Here is a 21,152-nt window from a genome sequence, read left to right as displayed (position 1 = left end):
GGGTCAGGGGCGTTCGGCTGGCGCTGTGCAACCTGCAGGAGATTTATAGACAAGCAGGGGATTTTTGCTTTCCGGCGCGGCCGATTGGCCGGCTCAGGCGCGAAAGCGGTGCGCCGGTGAGACAAATTGGATCACGGACGCCCGATCAATCGAACAGGGTCAGGCGGGTTTCGCCGCGGTGGAAGGCAAAGGCGGCTTCGATATCGCTTTCCACGGTGCGGCCGCGGGACAGTTCGGGCAGGGCGTCGAGGGCGAAGAACCCGGCGTCGCTGACTTCCGAGCCGGCCACCGGGGCGCTGCGCTCACTGCGCTCGCAGAGAAAATACAGCTTGTAGAAGTCCCGGGTGTCGGGGGTGAAGGGGCCCTTGGCCTTGTGCCGGACGCTGTAGAGGGCGCGGGCCGAGACGCTGAGCCCGGCCTCTTCGTGGATCTCCTTGACGATGTTTTCGGCGGCCGACAGGCCGATGTCGGCATACCCGCCGGGCATGGCCCAGCGCCCGTCGGTCTGTTCGCGGACCAGGAGGATGCGCTCGTCTTCGATCAAGGCGCCGCGCACATCCACCAGGGGTGTCGAGTAGCGTTTGGCGAAGTCCGACACCAGGCCGGCGATGCGTTCCAGGGGCACGTCGGCCAGTTGCGCGAGCATGCTGTGGGCGATGTCGGCGACTTCCTGGTAACGCTCGCGATCGAACGGGTCCTTGCAGAAATGCAGCCCGGTGGAGGCCAGGGCCTGCAAGCGTTTGGCGTGGGTGAGCCAGGTGTTTTCCATGGTGCGTGTCCTCAGGTAATCGCCGGGGCTGAATCCGTCACTGTAGGAGCGAGCTTGCTCGCGATGAGTCTTCAAGGCCGAAGCAATGCTCAGAGGCCTTATCGCCAGCAAGCTGGCTCCTACAGGGGGCGTGCCGGTGGTTGCTGGGCGAGGTAGGCGGCCAGGCGCGGCAGGGCTTCTTCGGCGCTGCCGCTGTGGCCGGCCCAGGTGCAGGCCAGCATCAGGTTGCGCGGCAGGTGGAAGTCCTCCACCAGGAAACCTTCGGCGTCGCGGCCGTCGGCGTCATGGGGCACCTGTTCGCGCAGGGTCGCGGGCGCCTCGAACCAGGCCCACACCGGTTTGCCCAGGGCGATGGCCATGCCCACCTCGAAGGCGGTGCCGGAGTCCGGCTCCAGGCCGCGAAAGTCGTTGAGGTTGGCCAGCACCGCGTCGCAGTCGCGGATCATCTGCATGTTCTGCTGGCAGATCAGCTGCGCGGTCTGCTCCGGCGTCGGCTGGGCCGGCACCTGCTGGTCGAAGGGGTAGAGGCCTTGCAGGCCCTGGGCCTGGCACAGGTGCTTGAGGTATTCGCCGCGGGCGATGGCATCGCGGCGAAACAGGTCGAAGCCGGCGAGGTAGATACGTGGGCTCATGCCTGGCTCCCGGCCTGGGGCAGAAAGCGCAGCAGCGCGGCGATGATGGCTTCCGGTGCGTCTTCCTGCAGCAGGTGGCCGGCGTTGGGCACCGCCTGGAACCGTGAGCCGGGGATCAGCCGGTGCAACTGGCGCCCGCGTTCGATGGGGATCCACTGATCGTCCTCGCCCCAGAGGATCTGGGTCGGGCAGCGAATGCCGGGATAAAGCCCGGCCACCTCCGCGGTATAGCGCTCGTCCATTTGCGCGATCTGCCGGTAGAAGGCGGCCTGGCCGCTGGCGCCGAGCCAGGGCTGGACGTAGGGCGCCAGTTCCCGGTCGGGGATCTCGCGCTGGATCGCCCCACGAATGTAGGCCGGCACTATGGCGCGCTGGATATAGTCCGGCACCCCGCTGAAGGCCTGTTCATGCTGGCGCACGTGCTGCACGAACGGCGAGCCCCAGGGCGACAGCGCCACCGGGTCGAGCAGGGTCAGGCTGCGGTAGTCCTTGCCGTTGAGCAGGTGGGCGCGCAGGGCGGTGGCGCCGCCGAAGTCGTGGGCCACCACGTCCGGGCGCTCCAGGCCCCAGTGCTCCAGCAGTTCGGCCAGCAGCTGGTTCTGCACGCCGAGGGACACATCCTGGCCGGCGGCCTGTTCCGATTGGCCGTAGCCCAGCAGGTCGAAATAGTGCACCCGGTGGCTGGCGCTGAAATGCGGGGCGATGCGGTGCCAGACGTAGGAAGAAAACGGCGTGCCGTGCACCAATACCAGAGGCGGGCCGTCGCCGTGAATGGCGTAGCGCACCGTTTGCCCCTTGAAACGATATTGCCGATCCAGCAGCCAGTCGGTCATGGCGATCTTCCTCTGGGCACAAGAGGCAAGAGCATAAGCCAAAACGACGGGTTATCTGTAGGAGCGAGCTTGCTCGCGATAAATCCGCAAGGGCGATGCCGTCTTCGAGGACCTCATCGCGAGCAATCGAGCGTCGACCGGCTGCTCCTACAAGGGTAGGTTGGGGCGTTACTCGCCGCGATAGATGCAGCCGCTGGTGCAGGTCTCGTGAATGCGGATCGCACTCAGCTCCGGCAGCAGGGGTTTGAGCTCGTTCCAGATCCACTTGGCCAGCACTTCGCTGGTGGGGTTTTCCAGGCCGGGGATGTCGTTCAGGTAGTTGTGGTCCAGGCGCTCGTAGAGCGGCTTGAAGATCTCCTTGATCTCGGAGAAATCGCGAATCCAGCCGGTGTGCGGATCGAGGTCGCCGCTCAGGTGGATGGCCACCTTGAACGAGTGGCCGTGCAGGCGCCCGCACTTGTGGCCTGCAGGCACGTGGGGCAGGCGGTGGGCGGATTCGAAGGTAAATTCTTTGAAGATTTCCACAGTGTCGGTCAGCTCGGTCAGGTGGCTATCGCCGCGGGCGATGTAAGGCAGGCGGCGAGTTTACCAGCTTGGTTATACGGTTGCGGGAAAACACTGACTAAAGGGTCAATAGCTGTTCGCCGAGACGACCGCTACCGGCCAGCTCAAGGAACTCGTCGCCCAGGCGCCGGCTTTCGTCCATCGCGCTGCGCCAGTATTTCTGGCGGCTGGCGTCGTCGCCCATGAAGCGCTTGAAGTCGTTGCGGTCCGGCAGTTTGCCGTAGGGCAGGCGCGCCAGGTATTCCTTCGACGGTGCCAGCAGCAAGACGTCTTGCAAACGGCCCGGGTTGCCGCGGCGCCAGGGCAGGGTCTTGTCGAACCAGCCGGGAATCACCCGGTCGGTGAAGTGCGGGTAGAGCACGATATCGTCGCCGCTGTAGGGCAGGTCGAGGTGGTAGTCCAGCAGGCCGCCGTCGCGGAAGGTGCCGGCCCCGGCCCCGGGCAGGTCGCGCACGCCTTGCATGACCATCGGGATCGAACCCGAGGCCAGCAGGGCCTGGCGCAGGTTGCCGGTGTCCAGCGGCACGAAGCGCGAGGGGAAGTCGTCGAGAGCATGCAGCGGCGGCGCCAGGCGCGGGTCATGCAGCACCAGGCGTTCGAAGTGCCGCGCCAGGCGCGCGCGACCACGCAGGTTGTCGGCGATCACCGAGGACAGCCCCAGGCCCAGCCGCCCGCGATGGTCGTCGGCGAGCAGGCCGTGGCTTTTCACCACTATGATGTTCAGCCGGTAGTGCGGGTTGTCGAGAATGCTCGCATCGCGGCCGTCGAGCAGCTCGTGCAGCATGCGCTGCGAGCTCTGGCTGATCTGCGCCATGGTCACGTCCTTGGCAAAGCTCTGGGCGTTGTACAGCTGGCCCAGGCGGCGGATGCCTTCGGCGGCGTCCGGCAGGCAGGCGCTGGCGAAGCGCCAGGAACCCACCGAGGCGCCAATCAGCGAACGTTCCCGTGGCGCCGCTGGCAGCCATTCGCCGAACAGCGCCAGGTCCAGCCCCTGGATGCCCAGGGCTTTCGGCCCGCCGGCGGCGCCGGGCAGGGTGCCGACCTCGGCCGCGCTCAGGCCGTTGGCGCGAATGCGCGCCAGGGCGCGTGGGCCGGCCTTGAGGGTCAGGGCAGGGAACTTGATGTGGATAGCGGTCATACCGGCCTCAATCTCGAGCGACAGCCGAGTATAAAAGCTCGGGCCAGCGGCGCCGAATGAAACCTGCGCGGCGTCGATGATGGCCATTCAGTTTCAATTAAGTTCGACCGGCTATCGTGAGCCCCGTAGCAACACATAACGAGAAATTCGGAGACACCCCATGAAAACCCTGACTGCCCTGTTCAGCGCGACCCTCATCGGCATGACCGCCAGCCTGGCCCATGCCCGCGACCTGGGGCCCGATGAGGCCCTGAGACTGCGCGACGCTGGTACCATTGTGTCCTTTGAAAAACTCAATGCCACGGCATTGGCCAAGCACCCGGGCGCGACCATCACCGAAACCGAGCTGGAAGAGGAGTACGGCAAGTACATCTACCAGATCGAGATGCGCGACCCTCAAGGGGTTGAGTGGGACCTGGAATTGGACGCAGTGAGCGGCCAGGTGCTCAAGGATCATCAGGATACGTAATGAAGGTGAATCTACGCGCCGGCAGCAGGGTGGCCCTGGCGCTTCTGGCTTTTTGCTCGGTGGCGCTGGCCCGCGACCTGGACCAGGACGAAGCCCTGCGCCTGCGCCAGCAAGGGGTGATCCTGCCGCTGGAGCAATTGCTGCAGCAGGCCCTGGACCGTTACCCCGGGGCCAAGTTGCTGGAAGCCGAGCTGGAAGAAAAACACGACGTCTATATCTATGAAGTCGAGCTGCTGACCACCGAGGGCGTGGTCCGCGAGCTGGACCTGGAAGCCACCACCGGCCGCTTACTGAAAGACAAGGAAGATGACTGATGCGCCTGCTCCTGGTGGAAGACCACGTCTCCCTGGCCGACGAACTGCTGGCCGGGCTCAACCGCCAGGGTTACGCCGTGGACTGGCTGGCCGATGGCCGTGACGCACTGTACCAGGGCGCCAGCGAGCCCTACGACCTGATCGTGCTCGACCTCGGCCTGCCGGGGGTGCCGGGCCTGGAAGTGCTGGCCAAATGGCGCGCCGGCGGCCTGGCGACCCCGGTGCTGATCCTCACCGCCCGCGGGTCCTGGGCCGAGCGCATCGAAGGCCTGAAGGCCGGTGCCGACGACTACCTGACCAAACCCTTCCACCCGGAAGAATTGCACCTGCGCATCCAGGCGCTGCTGCGCCGTTCCCATGGCCAGGCCAACCAGCCGACATTGCAGGCCGCCGGGCTGCACCTCGACGAAGGCCGCCAGTGCGTGCTGCGCGACGGCGTGGACATCCAGCTGACCGCCGCCGAGTTCCGCCTGCTGCGCTATTTCATGCTGCACCCGGAGCAGATCCTCTCGAAAAGCCATTTGGCCGAACACCTCTACGACGGTGAGACCGAGCGCGATTCCAACGTGCTGGAAGTCCACGTCAACCACCTGCGGCGCAAGCTCGGGCGCAGCGTGATCGAAACCCGCCGCGGCCAGGGCTACCTGTTCGGCGGGAACGCCCAGTGAGGTCGATCCAGCGCCGCCTGAGCCTGGGTCTGATCAGTGTGATGGTGATTGTCGGCCTGGTGCTGGCGCAGACCAGCCTGTGGCTGTTCGAGATGGGCTTGCAACGCTACCTGGAAGCCGGCTTGCGCAATGACAGCGAAAGCCTGCTGGTGGCGCTGGTCCGGGGCCCCCAGGGTTTGCAGCTGGACGAGCGGCGGTTGTCGCCGGCCTATCAGCGGCCGTTTTCCGGGCATTACTTTCGCATCGACTTCGATGACGTGCACTGGCGCTCCCGCTCGCTGTGGGACCAGGACCTGCCTGCACTGGCACAGACCGGACTGCACAGCAACCTGCAACTGGGGCCGGAAGGCCAGCGCCTGCTGGTGCTGCGCACCGACTACCGGCGCCTCGGGCAATCGATTTCCATCAGCGTGGCCCAGGACTACACCCCGGTGCGCGAGAGCTTCCTGCGCATGCAACAGGTGGGCTTGGGCCTGGGCCTGGCCGGCCTGTTGCTGATCCTGATCCTGCAGCGGGTCACCGTGCGCCGCGCCTTGCGCCCGCTGGAGCAGGCCCGCGAGCAGATCGCCCAATTGCAACGCGGCCAGCGTTCGCAACTGGACGAGCAGGTGCCGCTGGAGCTGGAACCGCTGGTGGCGCAGATCAACCATTTGCTGGCCCATACCGAAGACAGCCTGAAGCGTTCGCGCAATGCCCTGGGCAACCTCGGGCACGCGCTGAAGACCCCGCTGGCGGTGCTGCTGAGCCTGGCGTCCAACCCCAAGTTGCAGGCGCACCCGGAGCTGCGCCAGTTGCTCGAGGAGCAGCTGGAGCAGGTGCAGCAGCGGCTCAACCGCGAGTTGAACCGCGCGCGCCTGGCCGGCGATGCGTTACCCGGCGCGCTGTTCGATTGCGACGCCGAGCTGCCGGGGCTGCTGGCGACCCTGAGCATGATCCATGGCGAGCACCTGGACCTGAGCTATCAGGCGGCCCCCGGCCTGCAACTGCCCTGGGACCGGGAAGACCTGCTGGAACTGCTGGGCAACCTGCTGGACAACGCTTGCAAGTGGGCCGATGCCGAAGTGGCGCTGAGCGTGTGGCAGACCGCCGAGGGTTATGGCCTGGCGGTGGACGACGACGGGCCGGGGATTCCCGAGGAGCAGCGCAGCCAGGTGTTCAGCCGTGGCACGCGCCTGGACGAACAGACCGACGGCCACGGCCTGGGCCTGGGCATCGTGCGCGACATAGTCGAAAGCTGGGGTGGGGTGCTGCGCTTGCTGGAAAGCCCGCAGGGCGGGCTGCGGGTGTTGATCGAGTTGCCTGGGCGCTGATATTGCCGGTGCTGAATCCCTGAATCCCTGTAGCCGCTGCCGAGGCACGAGGCTGCGATCGGGTTGGGCGGCATTCCGACGAAGCGCCCGCCAACCCTATGCCTGCGGTGTATCTGATCGACCGAGTCGCCGGGTCTACGACTGCTGCGCAGCCGATCGCAGCCTCGTGCCTCGGCAGCGGCTACACCGAGGCGTTTTTGAAAGGGGAGGTCAGACCCGGAACTGGTCCATCAGGCTCTGCTGCTGGTTGGCCAGGCTGTTCAGCGACTGGCTGACCCGCGCCGATTCGTTGGCCTGCTCCGACAGCGATTCGGTGACGTCGCGAATGGTCGCCACGTTGTTGTTGATCTCCTCGGCCACCGCGCTTTGCTCTTCGGCGGCACTGGCAATCTGCAGGTTCATGTCGCTGATCACCGTCACCGCGTCGCCGATCTGCCGCAGGGCGGTGACCGCCTGGCCGACCTGCTCGACGCTGCCCTGGGCCTGGCGATGGCTGTTGCCCATCGAGCCGACTACTTCCTGGGTGCCGCTTTGCAGCTGCTCTATGACCTGGCGGGTTTCCTCCACCGATTCCTGGGTGCGCCGGGCGAGGTTGCGCACTTCGTCGGCGACCACCGCGAAACCACGCCCGGCCTCGCCGGCGCGGGCGGCCTCGATGGCGGCGTTGAGGGCCAGCAGGTTGGTCTGCTCGGCGATGGCGCGAATCACTTCCAGCACCGAGCCAATCTTTTCACTGTTGGCGGCCAGGCCTTCGACCTGGGTCATGGCGGTGCTCATATCGGCCGCCAGGTGATCGATGCTCGCGGTGGTGCGGTCGATCACGCTCAGGCCCTGGCGCGTGGCCTGGTCGGCATCGCGGGCGGCCTGCGCGGCCTGGGCCGCGCTGCGGGCGACGTCCTGGGCGGTGGCGCTCATCTCATGGGAAGCGGTGGCCACCTGGTCGACCTGGCGATACTGCTGCTCCATGCCGGCGCTGGTCTGGGTGGCGATGGCCGAGGACTGGTCGGCGGTGCCGCGGGCGTCCTGCACCGAGCGTTTCACCTCGGCGATGATCGGTTGCAGCTTGTCGAGGAAGCGGTTGAACCAGCCGGCCAGTTGGCCCAGTTCGTCTTTCTTGTCATAGGCCAGGCGCCGGGTCAGGTCGCCTTCGCCGCTGGCGATGTCTTCCAGCATGTGCGCCACGCCGAGGATCGGCCGGGTCACGCTGCGCGCCATCAGCCACACCAGCAGCAGGCCGAGCACCGCGGCCAGCAGGCCCAGGCCCAGTTCGACCAGGGTGCCGGCTTTATTGCTCTGGTCCAGCTGGTTCTTCAGGGCTTCGGCCGGGCCCACCAGGACCCGCTCCGGCACTTGCAGCAGCACGCCCCAGGGCTTGCCGCCGGGAATCGGGGTGAAGGGCGCGAGTACTTTCAGGGCGTTGTCGTTGTGCAGGCTCTGGGTCTGGGGGCTGGCCGACAGCAGGCGGATCAGTTCGCCACCGTTGGTTTTGTCCAGTTGGTCCAGGCGCTGGCTGAGCTTGCTGGCGTCGGCGCTGTAGCCGGCGAGCAGGCCGACCGGGCTGATGATGCTGACCATGGTCTGGCCGTCGTAGAGCTCTTTGCTCGCTTGCTGGCTGACCGATTGCAGGCTGTTGAGGTTGATGTCCACCGACAGCGAGGCGATGACTTTGCCGTTCACCAGCAGCGGGAACACGATGCTGGTCATCAGCACGTTCTGGCCGTCGATCACATAGAAGTAAGGCTCGATCACACAAGGCTTGAGGGTGTTGCGCGGGCAGGTGAACCAGGCGTTGGCCGGCTGGCCGCTGGGGCCGGTGGTGGTGTCGCTCATGTCGCTTTCCGGCAGCGCCATGGAGCTCAGCTTGCCCGGGGTCGGCTGCGACCAGTACAGGGCGAAGCGGCCCTTGTCGTTGCTGCCCAGTTCGTTCTGGTCGCTGAAGAGTTCGTCCTTGCCGTCCAGCGCGTTGGCTTCGAACACCAGCGACAGGCCGAGCAGGTCGGGGTTGGCCTGCAGCGCCGACTTCACCTGGCGGGTCAGGTCCTCGCGCAGGTCGAAGGCATCGAGGAAGCGCTTCTCGGCCTGCTCGCGCAGGAACAGCACCTGGCGCGAGAAGCCGTGGCCGTATTGATAGGCGTCCATGAATTGCTGGCGGATGCCCAGCGCCTGGACCTCGCCCTGGGCCTCGATGCGGGCCTGGGCGGCTTCGTTGAGCATCTCCATGCTCGAGGCTTTCACCAGGGCGGAGCTGTGCACCATGCGGTACAGCGAAAGCCCCACCAGCAGGGTCACTACAGCGGCCAGGCAGAGGCCGGCGAGCAGGGTGATTTTCCACTGGATGGAAAGTTGTCTGAGCGACATGGAGACGTCCTTATTCGATATTTATTTGAGACTTTGCAGCGTATCGGCTGAAGAACGGCCTTCTTTAAACGCTCGTTCGAATGCCGCTCCCTGTAGCCGCTGCCGCAGGCTGCGATCGAGTGCGCAGCACTCGCAAAGGCACGCAATGCGACTGGCCTGGAAGACTCGATCCTCAGCCCGGCGTCCGCTGCGCGGCCGATCGCAGGCTGCGCCAGCGGCTACAAGTGATGGCGGAGCTGCCGGCGCAGGCGGTAGTCGGTCGGGCAGCGAATGCCCGCCGGTTTTGACAAGCGTTGCCCGCTGCTGCAAAGTGCGCGCCCTCTAATAAGACCCTCCTTTTTCAATCCGGCGTCGGCAATGGTTGCCCTCTGGCCGGACTCATTCCTTTTGCGGCGTTTTCCCGCCGCAGTGCCATGAGGTAACGATGATTAATGCAGTAATTGCCGCGGTTGGCGTCATGCTGGTCCTCAGCCTGTCCCGCGTGCATGTGGTGATCGCGCTGATCGTAGGCGCGCTGGTGGGAGGGCTGACCGGTGGCCTGGGCATCGAGGCGACGCTCAAGGCTTTCAATAACGGCCTCGGCGGCGGGGCGACGGTGGCCCTGTCTTACGCCTTGCTCGGCGCCTTTGCGGTGGCGATCGCCAAGTCCGGCCTGGCCCACGCCCTGGCGGACAAGATCCTGCTGCTGGTGGACCGCCAGGACGCCAACGGCGTCGGCAACGTCAAATGGCTGCTGATCGGCCTGTTGTGGGTGGTGGCGATCGCCTCGCAGAACATCCTGCCGATCCATATCGCCTTCATCCCGCTGCTGGTGCCGCCGCTGTTGTATGTGCTGAGCAAACTGCAGTTGGACCGACGGTTGATCGCCTGCGTCATCACCTTCGGCCTGATCACCCCGTACATGTTCCTGCCGGTGGGGTTCGGCAATATCTTCCTCAACGAGATCCTGCTGGCCAACGTCGCCCGCAGCGGTGTGGACATCAGCAACATCAATGTCACCCACGCCATGGGCATTCCGGCGCTGGGCATGGTCTTCGGCCTGCTGCTGGCCTTTGTCAGCTACCGCAAGAAGCGCGTGTATGACCTGGAACTGATCGAGAAAGTCGAGCAGGTAACGGTGCAATACAACCCGCGCACGCTGTTGGTGGCGGGCCTGGCGATTGTTGCGGCCTTTGTCATCCAGCTGTTGCTGGACTCGATGATTATCGGCGCGCTGTCCGGCTTCCTGATCTTCTCGGTGTCGGGCATCGTGCGCTGGCGCGAGACCGACGACCTGTTCACCGAAGGCATGAAGATGATGGCGATGATCGGCTTCATCATGATCGCCGCCGCCGGTTTCGCCGAAGTGATGAAGGCCACCGGCGAGGTGAAAAGCCTGGTGGAGTCCTCGGCCAGCTGGATCGGCCACAGCAAGGGCGTGGGTGCCTTGCTGATGCTGCTGGTGGGGCTGCTGGTGACCATGGGCATCGGCTCGTCGTTCTCCACCGTGCCGATCCTGGCGACCATCTTCGTGCCGCTGTGCGTGCAGCTGGGCTTCAGCCCGCTGGCCATCGTCTGCATCGTCGGCACCGCCGGCGCATTGGGCGACGCCGGCTCGCCAGCCTCGGACTCGACCCTGGGCCCGACCTCCGGCCTGAACATCGACGGCCAGCACCACCACATCTGGGACACCGTGGTCCCGACCTTCCTGCACTACAACCTGCCGCTGCTGGCGTTCGGCTGGGTGGCCGCCATGGTGCTCTGAGCCCGCGGGGGTTCAGTTGCAGCGCGTTGTTCCTTTCGCGAGCAAGCTTCGCTCCTACAGAAGCATCAGATATCTGTAGGAGCGAAGCTTGCTCGCGAAAGATCTCAAGGGCGCTGCGCGTCCGCAGATTCAGCGCATCGTCCTGCGGGGCTCAACTTTTGTTCCGGCGTGCCGTTAAGGCTGTATCACGCCAACAACATCAAGAGTGAACCTCCTATGCGCTTAAGTCTGAAGGGCAAAGTCCTGTCCCTCGCGGTCCTCCCGGTCCTGTTGTTTGCGCTGGTGATCAGCCTGACCACGGTCGTCATGCTCAAGGAGCAGGCGCAGAACGAGGTGGACGAGACCCGGCAGCGCCTGCTCGGCGAGGCCAAGACCACGCTGCAAAGCTATGTGGAGGTGGCCTTGAGCACCGTCAAGCCGCTCTACGACGCGGCGGCGCCCGGCGATACCGCGGCCCGCGCCCAGGTAGTGAAGCTGCTGTCGAACATCACCTACGGCAAGGACGGTTACTTCTTCGGCTACGACTCCGAGACGGTGCGCCTGTTCAAGGGCAACAGCCCGGACGGCGTCGGCAAGAGCTTCAAGGACAACCGCGACCCCAACGGCGTGTACGTCAACCGCGAGCTGGTCAAGGTCGGCAAGGACGGCACGCATTATGTGCAGTACAGCTCGACCCAGCCGGGCAGCGACGTGCTGGTGCCGAAGCTGGGCTACACCGAATACCTGCCCAAGTGGGACCTGATTGTCGGCTCCTCGGTGAACCTGGACGGCATCGACGCCCAGGTGGCCGAGGTCGAGGCCAGCGTCAACCAGCGCATGCGGGGCATGGTCCTGAGCATCATCGGCATCGCCGTGGTGGTGCTGCTGGTGATCGCCGCCATCGGCCTGCTGGTAGCCAACACCATCCTGCGGCCGTTGAACCTGATGAAGCTCAACCTCGACGATATCGCCGCCGGCGAGGGCGACCTGACCCGCCGCCTGGCCATCACCAGCCAGGACGAGCTGGGCGACCTGGCCAGTTCCTTCAACCGTTTCGTCGACAAGATCCACGGCCTGGTGCGGCAGATCACCGAGATGACCGGCCAACTCACCGGCCTGGTGACCCAGGTGTCCGAACAGGCCCAGCGTTCCGAGCAGGCCATGGAGCGCCAGCGTCACGAGACCGATCAGGTGGCCACGGCGATCAATCAAATGTCGTCGGCGGCCCAGGAAGTGGCGCGCAGTGCCCAGGGCGCGGCCGTGGCGGCGCAGCAGACCGACGAGGAAGGCCAGGCGGCCAAGCGCGTGGTGGATGGCAGCATCCAGCAGATTCACGCGCTGGTCAGCGATATCCGCAGCAGCGGCACCTCCCTGGACAGCCTGCAGAAGGACGTGGCGTCGATTGTCAGCGTGCTCGACGTGATCCGTTCCATCGCCGAGCAGACCAACCTGCTGGCCCTCAACGCCGCCATCGAGGCGGCGCGGGCCGGTGAGGCCGGGCGTGGCTTCGCGGTGGTGGCCGACGAGGTCAGGGCGCTGGCCAGCCGCACCCAGCAGAGCACCCAGGAAATCCAGGGCATGATCGACCGCCTGCAACAGGGCACGCGCACCGCCGTGGAGGCCATGCGCCGCTCCAGCGATGCCGGCGACGGCACCTCGCACCAGGCCAACGAGGCCGGGGCGTCGCTGGATGCCATGGCGCAACTGATCGGCACCATCAACTCGATGAACGCGCAGATCGCCAGCGCCGCGGAAGAACAGACCGCGGTGGCCGAGGAGATCAACCGCAGCGTGCACCAGATCGCGGTGGCGGTGGACAGCGTCGCCGACGAAACCCAGCTCGGCGCCCAGACCTCACGCAGCCTGGCCGACCTCGGCCAGCGCCTGGGCAAGCTGGTGGGGCAGTTCCGTATCTGACGCTGGAGGCTCTCTTGTAGCCGCCGCCGCAGGCTGCGATAGGCCGGGGTCGCGCTCGACCCGCAGGACGTTCCTGCGATCTCAAGAGCACGGCTCCTTTGGAGCCGATCGCAGCCTGCGGCAGCGGCTACAGGGGCTGTCAGGCATTTACATCGAGCCAGCCCCTGTAGCCCGATAAAAACCGCCTCACGGCTTGCGCGGTTTGCCGCTGCCCGGGATATGCAGGTAGGACATCACGCTTTCGGTCAGCTCGGTCGCCAGCTTGACCGCTTCCTTGTTGCGCGCCATCACCCCGGCCACCAAGCCTTCGATCAGGGCCAGCACCGCGATGTTGGAGCTGGTCATCACCGGATGGTCGGCGGGGGCGAACAGCACATGTTCGGCAATGCTGGCCAGCGGCGAGGCGGGCGAATCGGTGATGGCCAGCACTGAGGCGCCGCGTTCGTTGGCGAAACGGGCGAGTTGCAGGGTATCGAGGGAGTAGCGCGGCAGGGAGATGGCCAGCAATACGTCCTGATCGGTGATCGCGGCCAGGCGGTAGGCGGCATTTTCGTTGCCGCCCTCCATGCTGATGGCGGTGGCGTCGGCACAGAAAGGCATCAGGGTCGAGGCGGCGAGGCCGGCGAAGTAGACGCTGTTGCCAAAGCCCAGGATGTAGATCTTGCGCGCCTGGACCAGGCTGGTGACGAAGGCGTCGAAGGTCTGGGCATGATTGTTGGTCGCCGCCATGGCGAGGTTGCTGCTGGCGCTCTGGATCTGCTCGTGCAGGCCGAAGGCGCCACCGGGACGATGGGCCAGTTCGTTGCGCAGCTTGTCGACCGGCGAGACCATTTGCTGCAGCGTCGTCACCAACTCGGCCTTCATGCCGGTGTAGCCGCCGAGATCGAGGGTCTTGGCCAGTCGGTTGACCGCCGCCGGCGAGGTCGAGGTTGCGTGGGCCATCTCCTCGATGGTCAGCGTCGCGGCCTTCAACGGATGGCGCAGGATAAAGTCCGCGACCTTGCGCAGCGACGGCGGCAGGTCGGCAACGATTTGTGCCAGTTTGCGCATCACCGGCGCGGCATAGACCGTGGTGTCTTTCAGTGGGGTCGGCATATCCGGCTCAACATGTCCTGAGGATGGGAGGAGGGGCACAAGGTTGGCGGAGTGTATCCGAAGCCGCCCCCTGGCGTGCAGCGCCAGGCCAGGGGGCGCCGCGTCGGGTTATTTCAGGCTGCCGGCGAGGAACTGCCGCAGGCGTTCGGACTGGGGCCTGGCCAGCACTTCGCGCGGCTCGCCGCGTTCTTCGACCAGGCCCTGGTGGAGGAATACCAACTGGTTCGAAACCTCGCGGGCAAAACCCATTTCGTGGGTCACCACGACCATGGTCCGGCCTTCCTGGGCGAGGTCCTGCATCACCTTGAGCACGTCGCCGACCAGTTCCGGGTCGAGTGCCGAAGTCGGCTCGTCGAACAGCATCACTTCCGGCTCCATGGCCAGCGCCCGGGCAATCGCCACGCGCTGCTGCTCGCCGCCCGACATATGGGCCGGCCAGGCGTCCATACGGTGCGCCACGCCGACCTTGTCCAGGTAGTGCCCGGCCTTTTCCCGGGCCTCCTGCTTGCTCAGGCCCAGCACATGCACCGGTGCTTCCATGACGTTTTCCAGGGCGCTCATGTGCGACCACAGGTTGAAGTGCTGGAACACCATCGACAGCCGCGAACGCATGCGTTGCAACTGCCTGGGGTCGGCCGCCTTGAGGCTGCCGAGTTTACTGGCGCGCAGTTCGAGGGGTTCGCCATTGAGCACGATGCTGCCTGCGCTGGGCTGCTCCAGCAGGTTGATGCAGCGCAGGAAGGTGCTTTTGCCGGAACCGCTGGAGCCGATGAGGCTGATCACATCGCCGGCTTTCGCCTGCAGGGACACACCCTTGAGCACCTGGTGCGCGCCGTAGCTTTTGTGCAGGTCCTGAATTTCAAGTTTGTACATGGTTGCGATTCTCTGGAGTCAGTCGCTGAGCAGGCGACCCTGGCGGATGGGGGTATTGCCGGCCACCTTGGCCAGCCACAGACCGGGTTGGGCAAAACGCAGGCGCTCGCGGGCATAAAGGATGCCGTTGGTCTCGGCGCGCACCAGGCTGTGGTGATCGGTCAGCGGGTCGATGACCTCGAACAGCGGGTCGCCGACCTTGACCCGGGCCCCCAGGGGTTGCAGAAAACTCACCACCCCCGGGTGCGGCGCATAGGCGTACTGCGCGCCGGCGAAGGGCGTCGCTTCGCAGATGCACGGTGGCGGTGTCGGCCAGCCGCCGCTGATCAGGCCCTGGTCGGCGAGGTAGCCGAGAATGGCCTGGGCGCTGTCGGCGCAGGGCTCGCGTTCGGTGTCGGCCATGCCGCGCAATTCGATGGTGGTGGCCACGCACGCCAGCGGAATATCGGCCGCCGGAAAGCGCTCGGCCAACTGTAGCCAGGGGATCGCGCAGGCTTCATCGAAAGCGCTGCCGCCCGCGGCCTCGGCCAGCAGGGCGACCCCCGCGTACAGGCGCGCGGCCAGAGAGCGCAGGTGTGGCCAGTTCTGCGGCATGGCGTACAGCAGCATCACCGACTCGAAGTCGCAGTGCAGGTCCAGCACCACATCGGCATCGCAGGCATGCTGCAACAACAGGCGGCGCAGGCCGTCGAGTTCCGAGGCCGGCGCCGGCATGTCTGCCAGGGCATCGAGCAGGGCGCGGCGGATCAGCGCGATGTTGGCGCTGGCGTCGTCGCCCAGCCGGCCTTCCAGCAACGGCGTCACGGCCTCGGTCAGCTCCGGGAAATCGCGATTGAAGTTCTTGCCGCTGCCGAACTCGAAGCGGCCTTGGTGGGTGGCCTGGAACATCTGGGCGATGCCGATCGGGTTGGCCATCGGCACCAGCTCTATCACCCCCGTCAGGCGGCCTTGTTCTTCCAGTTCGAGCAGGCGCCGCTTGAGTTCGACGGCCACCCGCATGCCCGGTAGCTCGTCGGCGTGCAGGGACGCCTGGATGTAGGCCTTGCGCGGCCCGCTGCCGAAACGAAACAGCGTCAGCTGGCGTTCGGTGCCCGAAGCGCTCCAGGGCAAGCGGTATTGAATGTGTTCCATAACAGCTCCTCAGTGCTTGCGCGGTGCCAGGTACGCCAGCCAGCGGCGCTCGGCGAGCTTGAACAGGCGGACCAGGATGAAAGTCAGGACCAGGTAGATGAGCCCGGCGGTGATGAACGCCTCGAACGGCAGGTAGAAGCGTGAACTGACGGTGCGCGCGGCGCCGGTGATGTCGACGAGGGTGACGATGGAGGCCAGGCTGGTGGTTTGCAGCATCATCAGCACTTCGTTGCTGTACTGCGGCAGCGCCCGGCGCAAGGCCGAGGGCAGGAGAATGCGCCGGTACAGGGTCAGGCGCGACATGCCCATGGCCCTGGCGGCCTCGATCTCGCCGTGGGCCGTGGCCTTCAGGCTGCCGGCCAGCAGTTCGGCGCTATAGGCGCCGGTGTTGAGCGCGAAGGCCAGGCAGGCACAGAAGGTGGCGCTGGAGAGGTAAGGCCAGAGCAGGCTCTGGCGTACCACTTCGAACTGGGCCAGGCCATAGTAGATCAGGAACAGCTGCACCAGCATCGGCGTGCCGCGGATCACGTAGGTGTAGAGCCAAGCCGGGAAGTTGATCAGCGGCGAGCGGGACACCCGCATCAGCGCCAACGGAACCGCCAGCAGCAGGCCGCAGGCCAGGGAAATCAGCAGCACTTTGAGGGTCACCAGTACGCCACCGAAATACAGCGGCAGGTTCTCCCAGATCAGGTGGTAGTCGAGAATCATGGGGGCTCCCAATCACAGTTCGGCGGCTTTGAGGCCGACCGAGTAGTGTTTTTCCAGATAACGCAAGACCAGCAACGACAGGCTGGTCAGCAGCAGGTACAGCGCCGCCACGGCGAGAAAGAAGGTGAAGGGTTCATGAGTGGCGTCCGCCGCGTTCTTGGCCTTGAACATCATGTCCTGCAGGCCGATCACCGAAATCAGCGCGGTGGACTTGGTCAGTACCAGCCAGTTGTTGGTGAAGCCGGGAATGGCGAAGCGAATCATCTGCGGCACCAGAATCCGCCAGAACACTTGGGCGCCACTCATGCCATAAGCCGCGCCGGCCTCGGCCTGGCCCTTGGGGATCGCCATGAAGGCGCCGCGAAACGTCTCCGAGAGATAGGCGCCAAAAATGAAGCCCATGGTGCAGACGCCGGCGATAAACGGGTTGATGTCGAAATAGCGGGTGTAACCGAGCGCCAGGGCAAGGCGGTTCACCAGATCCTGGCCGCCGTAGAAGATCAGCAGGATCAACACCAGGTCGGGAATCCCGCGAATCAGGGTCGTATACCCTTCGCCCAGCATCGCCAGCCATTTCAGCGGCGACAGGCGAAAGGCCGCGCCGACCAGGCCCAGGGCAATGGCCAGGGTCATGGAGGTCAGCGCCAGGTTGATGGTCAGCCAGGCGCCATCGAGAATGCTCGATCCGTAGCCGTGGAGCATGATGAAGTTCCTCAAGCGAGCGCCGCGAGGCGCAAGGCGGGCGCGGCACCGGCAACGGGCCGGCGCCAGGGCCCTGGGTCAGGCTTATTCGCCGTAGATATCGAATGCGAAGTAACGGGCCATTACCTGCTGGTACTTGCCGTTGGCGCGGATGGCGTCGATGGCCGCATTGAGGCGCGCGGCATTGGCGCTATCGCCCTTGCGCACGGCGATCCCGGCGCCCCTGCCGAAATAGTTCGGGTCGCTGATGTCCGGCCCGACCAGGGCGAAACCCTTGCCTGCCGCGGTCTTGATAAAGCTCTCGTCGGTGTTGACGATGTCGGCGAGGGTGGCGTCCAGACGGCCCGAGGCGAGGTCGAGGAAGGCTTCGTTCTGCGAGGCATAGCGAACCACCTCGATCCCGGCGTTGGCCAGTTGCTCGGTGGCGAAACGGTCGTAGGTCGAGGAGCGTTGCACGCCGACTTTCTTGCCCTTGAGGTCCTGCACCGGGTCGTTGATCACATTGCCGGCCTTCATCGCGAACTTGCCCGGCGTGTGGTAGTACTTTTTGCTGAAGTCGACCGACTTCATCCGGTCCTCGGTGATCGACATCGACGACAGCACGGCATCGATCTTGCGCACCTTGAGCGACGGGATCATGCCGTCGAATTCCTGGATGACCCACTCGCATTTCACCTTCATCTCTGCGCACAAGGCGTTGCCGATGTCGTAGTCGAAACCACTGACGTTGCCCTCCGGCGTCTTGAAGGAAAAGGGCGGGTAGGCGGCTTCGATGCCGATACGCAGGCGGTCTTCGTCGGCGTGGGCCAGGAAGCTTGCGGCGCACAGCGCCAGAGCACCTAGAAGTTCTGTCTTGTTCATATTGTTGACTCCTTGGAGGGGCGTTGGGGTGGTACGGGTACAAGCCGTCCGTTCTGGCGTGATTCGGTCCTGGTGATTTTGGTGTGGCTATAGATGACATGTATTATTTCATAAATCAATATTGTGAAAATAATAATGTCAGAATGGCCCGTGCGGATATCCGGCCGCACCGGTCGGCGCAGCCTGTTGGGATGGATTTGGGGGAGGGGGCGTACGTGATGCAGGGGCAGGGTTATTGCGGTGTAGAAGCGAGCGGGCGGCGATCCGGCTTGCCCGCGATGGCGTCATCAGCGACGCCACCTCAATCAGGATTAAACCGCGCTGTTCGCCGTCACATCGCGCATCAGCAAGGCAAAGCGCAGATCCACGGCGTCCGGGATCGGCAGGTACACCGTATGTCCGTCCCCCGGTGCGACCTCGATCGGCTCGCCGCGCACGTTCTGCAACTGGTGCAGGTCGAAGTGGAAGTTGCCCTTGGGGGTCATCAGTTCCATATGGTCGCCCAGGGCAAAGCGGTTCTTCACCTTGACTTCCGCCAGCCGGTCGCGGCGTTCGCCGGTGAGTTCGCCGACGAACTGCTGGCGTTCCGACACCGAGCTGCCGTTCTGGTAGTTCTGGTACTCGTCATGCACGTGGCGGCGCAGGAAACCTTCGGTGTAGCCACGCTGGGCCAGGGACTCCAGGTCGTTCATCAGGCTGCGGTCGAACTCGCGGCCGGCCACCGCGTCGTCGATGGCCCGGCGATAGACCTGGGTGGTGCGGGCGCAATAGAAGTGCGACTTGGTGCGGCCCTCGATCTTCAACGAGTGCACGCCCATGCGCGTCAGGCGCTCGACGTGCTGCACCGCGCGCAGATCCTTGGCGTTCATGATGTAGGTGCCGTGCTCGTCCTCGAAGGCCGGCATCGCTTCGTCCGGGCGATTGGCCTCGCGCAGCAGGAACACCTGGTCGGTCGGCGCGCCCAGGCCCAGGGTCGGTTCCGGCTGGAACTGCCGGACGATCTCGCCGACGGTATTCTCCGTGGCTGACTCGGCTTGGTATTTCCAGCGGCAGGCATTGGTGCAGGTGCCCTGGTTGGCATCGCGCTTGTTCATGTAGCCCGACAGCAGGCAGCGCCCGGAATAGGCCATGCATAGCGCGCCGTGGACGAATACCTCGAGCTCCATGGCCGGCACTTGCTGGCGGATTTCCTCGATCTCTTCCAGGGACAGCTCGCGGGACAGGATGATCCGGCTCAGGCCCTGTTGCTGCCAGAACTCGACGCTGGCCCAGTTCACCGTATTGGCCTGCACCGACAGGTGGATCGGCATCTGCGGGAAGTGCCGGCGCACCAGCATGATCAGCCCCGGGTCGGACATGATCAGCGCGTCCGGGGCCATGGCGATCACCGGCTCCAGGTCCTTGAGGAAGGTCTTGAGCTTGGCGTTGTGCGGGGCGATGTTGACCACCACATAGAAGCGCTTGCCCTGGGCCTGGGCCTCGCGAATGCCGAGGGCCAGGTTGGCGTGGTCGAATTCGTTGTTGCGCACCCGCAGGCTGTAGCGCGGTTGGCCGGCGTACACCGCGTCGGCGCCATAGGCGAAGGCGTAGCGCATGTTTTTCAGGGTGCCGGCGGGGGCGAGCAGTTCGGGGCGGGTCAGGGGCGTCATGGCGATTGTCGATGGCAAAAGGTCGCGAGGGTAAGGCCAGGGTCGGTTGGCGGCATTGATCTGGGTCTATGCTCGACGAATAAAACAGGGCACTTGGCCGAACGCCGGCGGACTAACGCTGTAGGAGCGCTTTGCGGCGTCCTGGACTTTATTGACGGGGAGCGGACATGAACCAGCACCTCATGCAACACAAAAGCCTGTTGCTTCTGCTGACCCTGGTGACCGTCGCCTTTATCTGGCTTCTGCTGCCCTTTTACGGCCCGGTGTTCTGGGCGGTGATTCTCGGCATCCTGTTCGACCCGCTGCAACGGCGCCTGCAACTCAAGTTCGGTTGGCCACGCAACCTGACCGCCCTGTGCACCCTGAGCATCTGCCTGGTCATCGCCATTCTGCCGGTGGCGATCATCAGCACCTTGCTGGTGCAGGAGGGCGCCAACCTCTACCAGAGCATCGAAAGCGGCAAGCTGGACATCGCCGGTCACCTGGACCGGTTCAAGCACAGCCTGCCGCCGTACTTCCAGCAACTGCTGGACCGTTTCGGCCTGGGTGAGCTGGAGAGCGTGCGCGAGAAAATCGTCAAGAATGCGCTGCAAGGCAGCCAGTTCTTCGCCACCCAGGCGTTCAGCGTCGGCCAGGGCACCTTCAAGTTCGTGGTGAGCTTTTTCGTGATGCTGTACCTGTTGTTCTTCTTTTTGCGCGATGGCCCCGAACTGGTACGCAAGGTGCGCATCGCGGTGCCGTTGGCCGAGCACCAGAAACGCCGGCTGCAGCTCAAGTTCAATCGGGTGGTGCGGGCCACGGTGAAGGGTAACGTGCTGGTGGCGATCAGCCAGGGGCTGCTGGGCGGGTTGATCTTCTGGTTTCTGGAGATTCCCAGCCCGTTGCTGTGGGCGGTGCTGATGGCCCTGCTGTCGTTGTTGCCGGCGGTGGGCGCGGCGATCGTCTGGGGCCCGGTGGCCCTGTACTTCCTGTTCAGCGGGGCGATCTGGCAAGGGGTGCTGCTGGGCTTGTACGGGGTGTTCGTGATCGGCCTGGTGGACAACGTGCTGCGCCCGATCCTGGTGGGCAAGGACACCAGGATGCCGGATTACCTGATTCTGATTTCAACCCTGGGGGGCCTGGCGATCTTCGGCCTGAACGGCTTTGTCATCGGGCCATTGATCGCCGCGCTGTTCATCTCCAGCTGGGGCCTGTTCGTCGATACCCGGCCGCGGCCACAGCTGCCGTTGCCTTAGGCATGCAGGACGCGCTGCTCGATCTTTTGCGACAGGGCCTGGGCGGCGGTCAGCGAAGTGAGCGGGCCGCTGACCGGCTCGCCGTCGCGCACCAGGTACCAACACGCCAGCAACCCCAGTTCCCTGAGCGAGGTGGGAACGGCGCTACCGATAACGGACATGATCTGAACCTTGGGCATAAGTACCTCCATCAATCTGTGGAG

Annotated in this window: 20 protein-coding genes and 2 pseudogenes; 7 read left to right on the top strand and 15 right to left on the bottom strand. The window is 65.1% G+C overall.

Going from position 1 to position 21,152, the window contains the following annotated elements:
• Positions 1-145 precede the first annotated feature (145 nt).
• The 5 genes from AC07PQ_RS04685 to AC07PQ_RS04665 all read right to left on the bottom strand — a co-directional run bounded on the left by AC07PQ_RS04685 (position 146) and on the right by AC07PQ_RS04665 (position 3,936).
• Positions 146-769, bottom strand: a complete 624-nt coding sequence (locus tag AC07PQ_RS04685) for an NUDIX hydrolase (RefSeq protein ID WP_007930583.1) — start codon at positions 767-769, stop codon at positions 146-148.
• Between the two features lie 119 nt (positions 770-888).
• Positions 889-1,401 (bottom strand): nucleoside 2-deoxyribosyltransferase, encoded by a 513-nt coding sequence (locus AC07PQ_RS04680; RefSeq protein WP_493184350.1) that lies wholly within the window; start codon positions 1,399-1,401, stop codon positions 889-891.
• Positions 1,398-2,234, bottom strand: a complete 837-nt coding sequence (locus tag AC07PQ_RS04675) for an alpha/beta fold hydrolase (protein WP_007930579.1) — start codon at positions 2,232-2,234, stop codon at positions 1,398-1,400. The genes AC07PQ_RS04680 and AC07PQ_RS04675 overlap by 4 nt, the downstream gene beginning before the upstream one ends.
• 168 nt (positions 2,235-2,402) lie before the next feature.
• Positions 2,403-2,759 carry a 6-carboxytetrahydropterin synthase QueD gene (gene queD, locus AC07PQ_RS04670; RefSeq protein ID WP_007930577.1) on the bottom strand — a complete coding sequence of 119 codons (357 nt, stop codon included), beginning with the start codon at positions 2,757-2,759 and terminating at the stop codon, positions 2,403-2,405.
• Positions 2,760-2,856: 97 nt separating this feature from the next.
• A complete protein-coding gene (locus AC07PQ_RS04665; protein WP_493184351.1) occupies positions 2,857-3,936 on the bottom strand; it encodes a patatin-like phospholipase family protein in 1,080 nt (359 codons plus the stop codon).
• Between the two features lie 160 nt (positions 3,937-4,096).
• Between AC07PQ_RS04665 and AC07PQ_RS04660 the strand changes: the two genes are divergently transcribed.
• The 4 genes from AC07PQ_RS04660 to AC07PQ_RS04645 are packed head-to-tail and all read left to right on the top strand — an operon-like array spanning position 4,097 to position 6,697.
• The gene (locus AC07PQ_RS04660; protein ID WP_493184352.1) at positions 4,097-4,405 is read left to right on the top strand and encodes a PepSY domain-containing protein; all 309 of its coding nucleotides are present in this window, start codon (positions 4,097-4,099) and stop codon (positions 4,403-4,405) included.
• Positions 4,405-4,719, top strand: a complete 315-nt coding sequence (locus tag AC07PQ_RS04655; RefSeq protein WP_009044670.1) for a PepSY domain-containing protein — start codon at positions 4,405-4,407, stop codon at positions 4,717-4,719. Before AC07PQ_RS04660 ends, AC07PQ_RS04655 begins: the two co-directional genes overlap by 1 nt.
• Positions 4,719-5,387, top strand: a complete 669-nt coding sequence (locus tag AC07PQ_RS04650; protein ID WP_007930561.1) for a response regulator transcription factor — start codon at positions 4,719-4,721, stop codon at positions 5,385-5,387. The genes AC07PQ_RS04655 and AC07PQ_RS04650 overlap by 1 nt, the downstream gene beginning before the upstream one ends.
• A complete protein-coding gene (locus AC07PQ_RS04645) occupies positions 5,384-6,697 on the top strand; it encodes a sensor histidine kinase (RefSeq protein WP_053261911.1) in 1,314 nt (437 codons plus the stop codon). Before AC07PQ_RS04650 ends, AC07PQ_RS04645 begins: the two co-directional genes overlap by 4 nt.
• A gap of 210 nt (positions 6,698-6,907) precedes the next feature.
• Here AC07PQ_RS04645 and AC07PQ_RS04640 read toward each other — a convergent pair.
• Positions 6,908-7,423: pseudogene (locus tag AC07PQ_RS04640) on the bottom strand (methyl-accepting chemotaxis protein); the annotation flags it as partial.
• 342 nt (positions 7,424-7,765) lie between these two features.
• Positions 7,766-8,836 (bottom strand): annotated as a pseudogene (locus AC07PQ_RS04635) (cache domain-containing protein); the annotation flags it as partial.
• 646 nt (positions 8,837-9,482) lie between these two features.
• On the opposite strand from AC07PQ_RS04635, the gene AC07PQ_RS04630 reads away from it, so the two are divergent.
• Both AC07PQ_RS04630 and ctpM read left to right on the top strand, forming a co-directional pair.
• On the top strand, positions 9,483-10,799 hold the full coding sequence (locus AC07PQ_RS04630; protein ID WP_493184850.1) for a Na+/H+ antiporter family protein: 1,317 nt from the start codon (positions 9,483-9,485) through the stop codon (positions 10,797-10,799).
• Positions 10,800-11,015: 216 nt separating this feature from the next.
• A complete protein-coding gene (gene ctpM, locus AC07PQ_RS04625; RefSeq protein WP_007932949.1) occupies positions 11,016-12,695 on the top strand; it encodes a methyl-accepting chemotaxis protein CtpM in 1,680 nt (559 codons plus the stop codon).
• Between the two features lie 186 nt (positions 12,696-12,881).
• Here ctpM and AC07PQ_RS04620 read toward each other — a convergent pair whose 3' ends face one another.
• The 7 genes from AC07PQ_RS04620 to trhP all read right to left on the bottom strand — a co-directional run bounded on the left by AC07PQ_RS04620 (position 12,882) and on the right by trhP (position 19,714).
• Positions 12,882-13,790 carry a MurR/RpiR family transcriptional regulator gene (locus AC07PQ_RS04620; protein WP_053261908.1) on the bottom strand — a complete coding sequence of 303 codons (909 nt, stop codon included), beginning with the start codon at positions 13,788-13,790 and terminating at the stop codon, positions 12,882-12,884.
• Between the two features lie 108 nt (positions 13,791-13,898).
• The gene (locus AC07PQ_RS04615) at positions 13,899-14,663 is read right to left on the bottom strand and encodes an ABC transporter ATP-binding protein (RefSeq protein ID WP_007927261.1); all 765 of its coding nucleotides are present in this window, start codon (positions 14,661-14,663) and stop codon (positions 13,899-13,901) included.
• 18 nt (positions 14,664-14,681) lie between these two features.
• A complete protein-coding gene (locus AC07PQ_RS04610) occupies positions 14,682-15,794 on the bottom strand; it encodes a succinylglutamate desuccinylase/aspartoacylase family protein (protein ID WP_493184353.1) in 1,113 nt (370 codons plus the stop codon).
• A gap of 9 nt (positions 15,795-15,803) precedes the next feature.
• Positions 15,804-16,502, bottom strand: coding sequence for an ABC transporter permease (locus tag AC07PQ_RS04605; RefSeq protein ID WP_493184354.1), 699 nt, complete (start codon positions 16,500-16,502; stop codon positions 15,804-15,806).
• Between the two features lie 12 nt (positions 16,503-16,514).
• Positions 16,515-17,204 carry an ABC transporter permease gene (locus AC07PQ_RS04600; RefSeq protein ID WP_053261906.1) on the bottom strand — a complete coding sequence of 230 codons (690 nt, stop codon included), beginning with the start codon at positions 17,202-17,204 and terminating at the stop codon, positions 16,515-16,517.
• Between the two features lie 84 nt (positions 17,205-17,288).
• Positions 17,289-18,065: an ABC transporter substrate-binding protein gene (locus tag AC07PQ_RS04595; protein ID WP_007927242.1), complete on the bottom strand. Its 777-nt coding sequence runs from the start codon at positions 18,063-18,065 to the stop codon at positions 17,289-17,291.
• A gap of 311 nt (positions 18,066-18,376) precedes the next feature.
• Positions 18,377-19,714 carry a prephenate-dependent tRNA uridine(34) hydroxylase TrhP gene (gene trhP, locus AC07PQ_RS04590; protein WP_493184355.1) on the bottom strand — a complete coding sequence of 446 codons (1,338 nt, stop codon included), beginning with the start codon at positions 19,712-19,714 and terminating at the stop codon, positions 18,377-18,379.
• A gap of 167 nt (positions 19,715-19,881) precedes the next feature.
• On the opposite strand from trhP, the gene AC07PQ_RS04585 reads away from it, so the two are divergent.
• Complete coding sequence (locus AC07PQ_RS04585; RefSeq protein ID WP_007927238.1) at positions 19,882-20,949, top strand: AI-2E family transporter; 1,068 nt, start codon at positions 19,882-19,884, stop codon at positions 20,947-20,949.
• On the opposite strand, the gene AC07PQ_RS04580 is transcribed toward AC07PQ_RS04585, so the two are convergent.
• Positions 20,946-21,128 carry a hypothetical protein gene (locus tag AC07PQ_RS04580; RefSeq protein ID WP_007927236.1) on the bottom strand — a complete coding sequence of 61 codons (183 nt, stop codon included), beginning with the start codon at positions 21,126-21,128 and terminating at the stop codon, positions 20,946-20,948. The two genes, AC07PQ_RS04585 and AC07PQ_RS04580, sit on opposite strands and share 4 nt — an antisense overlap.
• Positions 21,129-21,152: the final 24 nt, after the last annotated feature.

It is taken from the genome of Pseudomonas sp. GW821-FHT09E12 (genome assembly GCF_059416085.1).
This window is presented reverse-complemented; position numbering and strand designations above follow the sequence as displayed.

Excerpts from the sequence above, each read along its gene's own strand:
- AC07PQ_RS04685 (WP_007930583.1), bottom strand. The coding sequence starts at position 769 with ATGGAAAACACCTGGCTCACCCACGCCAAACGCTTGCAGGCCCTGGCC.
- AC07PQ_RS04680 (WP_493184350.1), bottom strand. The coding sequence starts at position 1,401 with ATGAGCCCACGTATCTACCTCGCCGGCTTCGACCTGTTTCGCCGCGAT.
- AC07PQ_RS04675 (WP_007930579.1), bottom strand. The coding sequence starts at position 2,234 with ATGACCGACTGGCTGCTGGATCGGCAATATCGTTTCAAGGGGCAAACG.
- AC07PQ_RS04665 (WP_493184351.1), bottom strand. The coding sequence starts at position 3,936 with ATGACCGCTATCCACATCAAGTTCCCTGCCCTGACCCTCAAGGCCGGC.
- AC07PQ_RS04660 (WP_493184352.1), top strand. The coding sequence starts at position 4,097 with ATGAAAACCCTGACTGCCCTGTTCAGCGCGACCCTCATCGGCATGACC.
- AC07PQ_RS04655 (WP_009044670.1), top strand. The coding sequence starts at position 4,405 with ATGAAGGTGAATCTACGCGCCGGCAGCAGGGTGGCCCTGGCGCTTCTG.
- AC07PQ_RS04650 (WP_007930561.1), top strand. The coding sequence starts at position 4,719 with ATGCGCCTGCTCCTGGTGGAAGACCACGTCTCCCTGGCCGACGAACTG.
- ctpM (WP_007932949.1), top strand. The coding sequence starts at position 11,016 with ATGCGCTTAAGTCTGAAGGGCAAAGTCCTGTCCCTCGCGGTCCTCCCG.
- AC07PQ_RS04620 (WP_053261908.1), bottom strand. The coding sequence starts at position 13,790 with ATGCCGACCCCACTGAAAGACACCACGGTCTATGCCGCGCCGGTGATG.
- AC07PQ_RS04615 (WP_007927261.1), bottom strand. The coding sequence starts at position 14,663 with ATGTACAAACTTGAAATTCAGGACCTGCACAAAAGCTACGGCGCGCAC.
- AC07PQ_RS04610 (WP_493184353.1), bottom strand. The coding sequence starts at position 15,794 with ATGGAACACATTCAATACCGCTTGCCCTGGAGCGCTTCGGGCACCGAA.
- AC07PQ_RS04605 (WP_493184354.1), bottom strand. The coding sequence starts at position 16,502 with ATGATTCTCGACTACCACCTGATCTGGGAGAACCTGCCGCTGTATTTC.
- AC07PQ_RS04600 (WP_053261906.1), bottom strand. The coding sequence starts at position 17,204 with ATGCTCCACGGCTACGGATCGAGCATTCTCGATGGCGCCTGGCTGACC.
- AC07PQ_RS04595 (WP_007927242.1), bottom strand. The coding sequence starts at position 18,065 with ATGAACAAGACAGAACTTCTAGGTGCTCTGGCGCTGTGCGCCGCAAGC.
- trhP (WP_493184355.1), bottom strand. The coding sequence starts at position 19,714 with ATGACGCCCCTGACCCGCCCCGAACTGCTCGCCCCCGCCGGCACCCTG.
- AC07PQ_RS04585 (WP_007927238.1), top strand. The coding sequence starts at position 19,882 with ATGAACCAGCACCTCATGCAACACAAAAGCCTGTTGCTTCTGCTGACC.
- AC07PQ_RS04580 (WP_007927236.1), bottom strand. The coding sequence starts at position 21,128 with ATGCCCAAGGTTCAGATCATGTCCGTTATCGGTAGCGCCGTTCCCACC.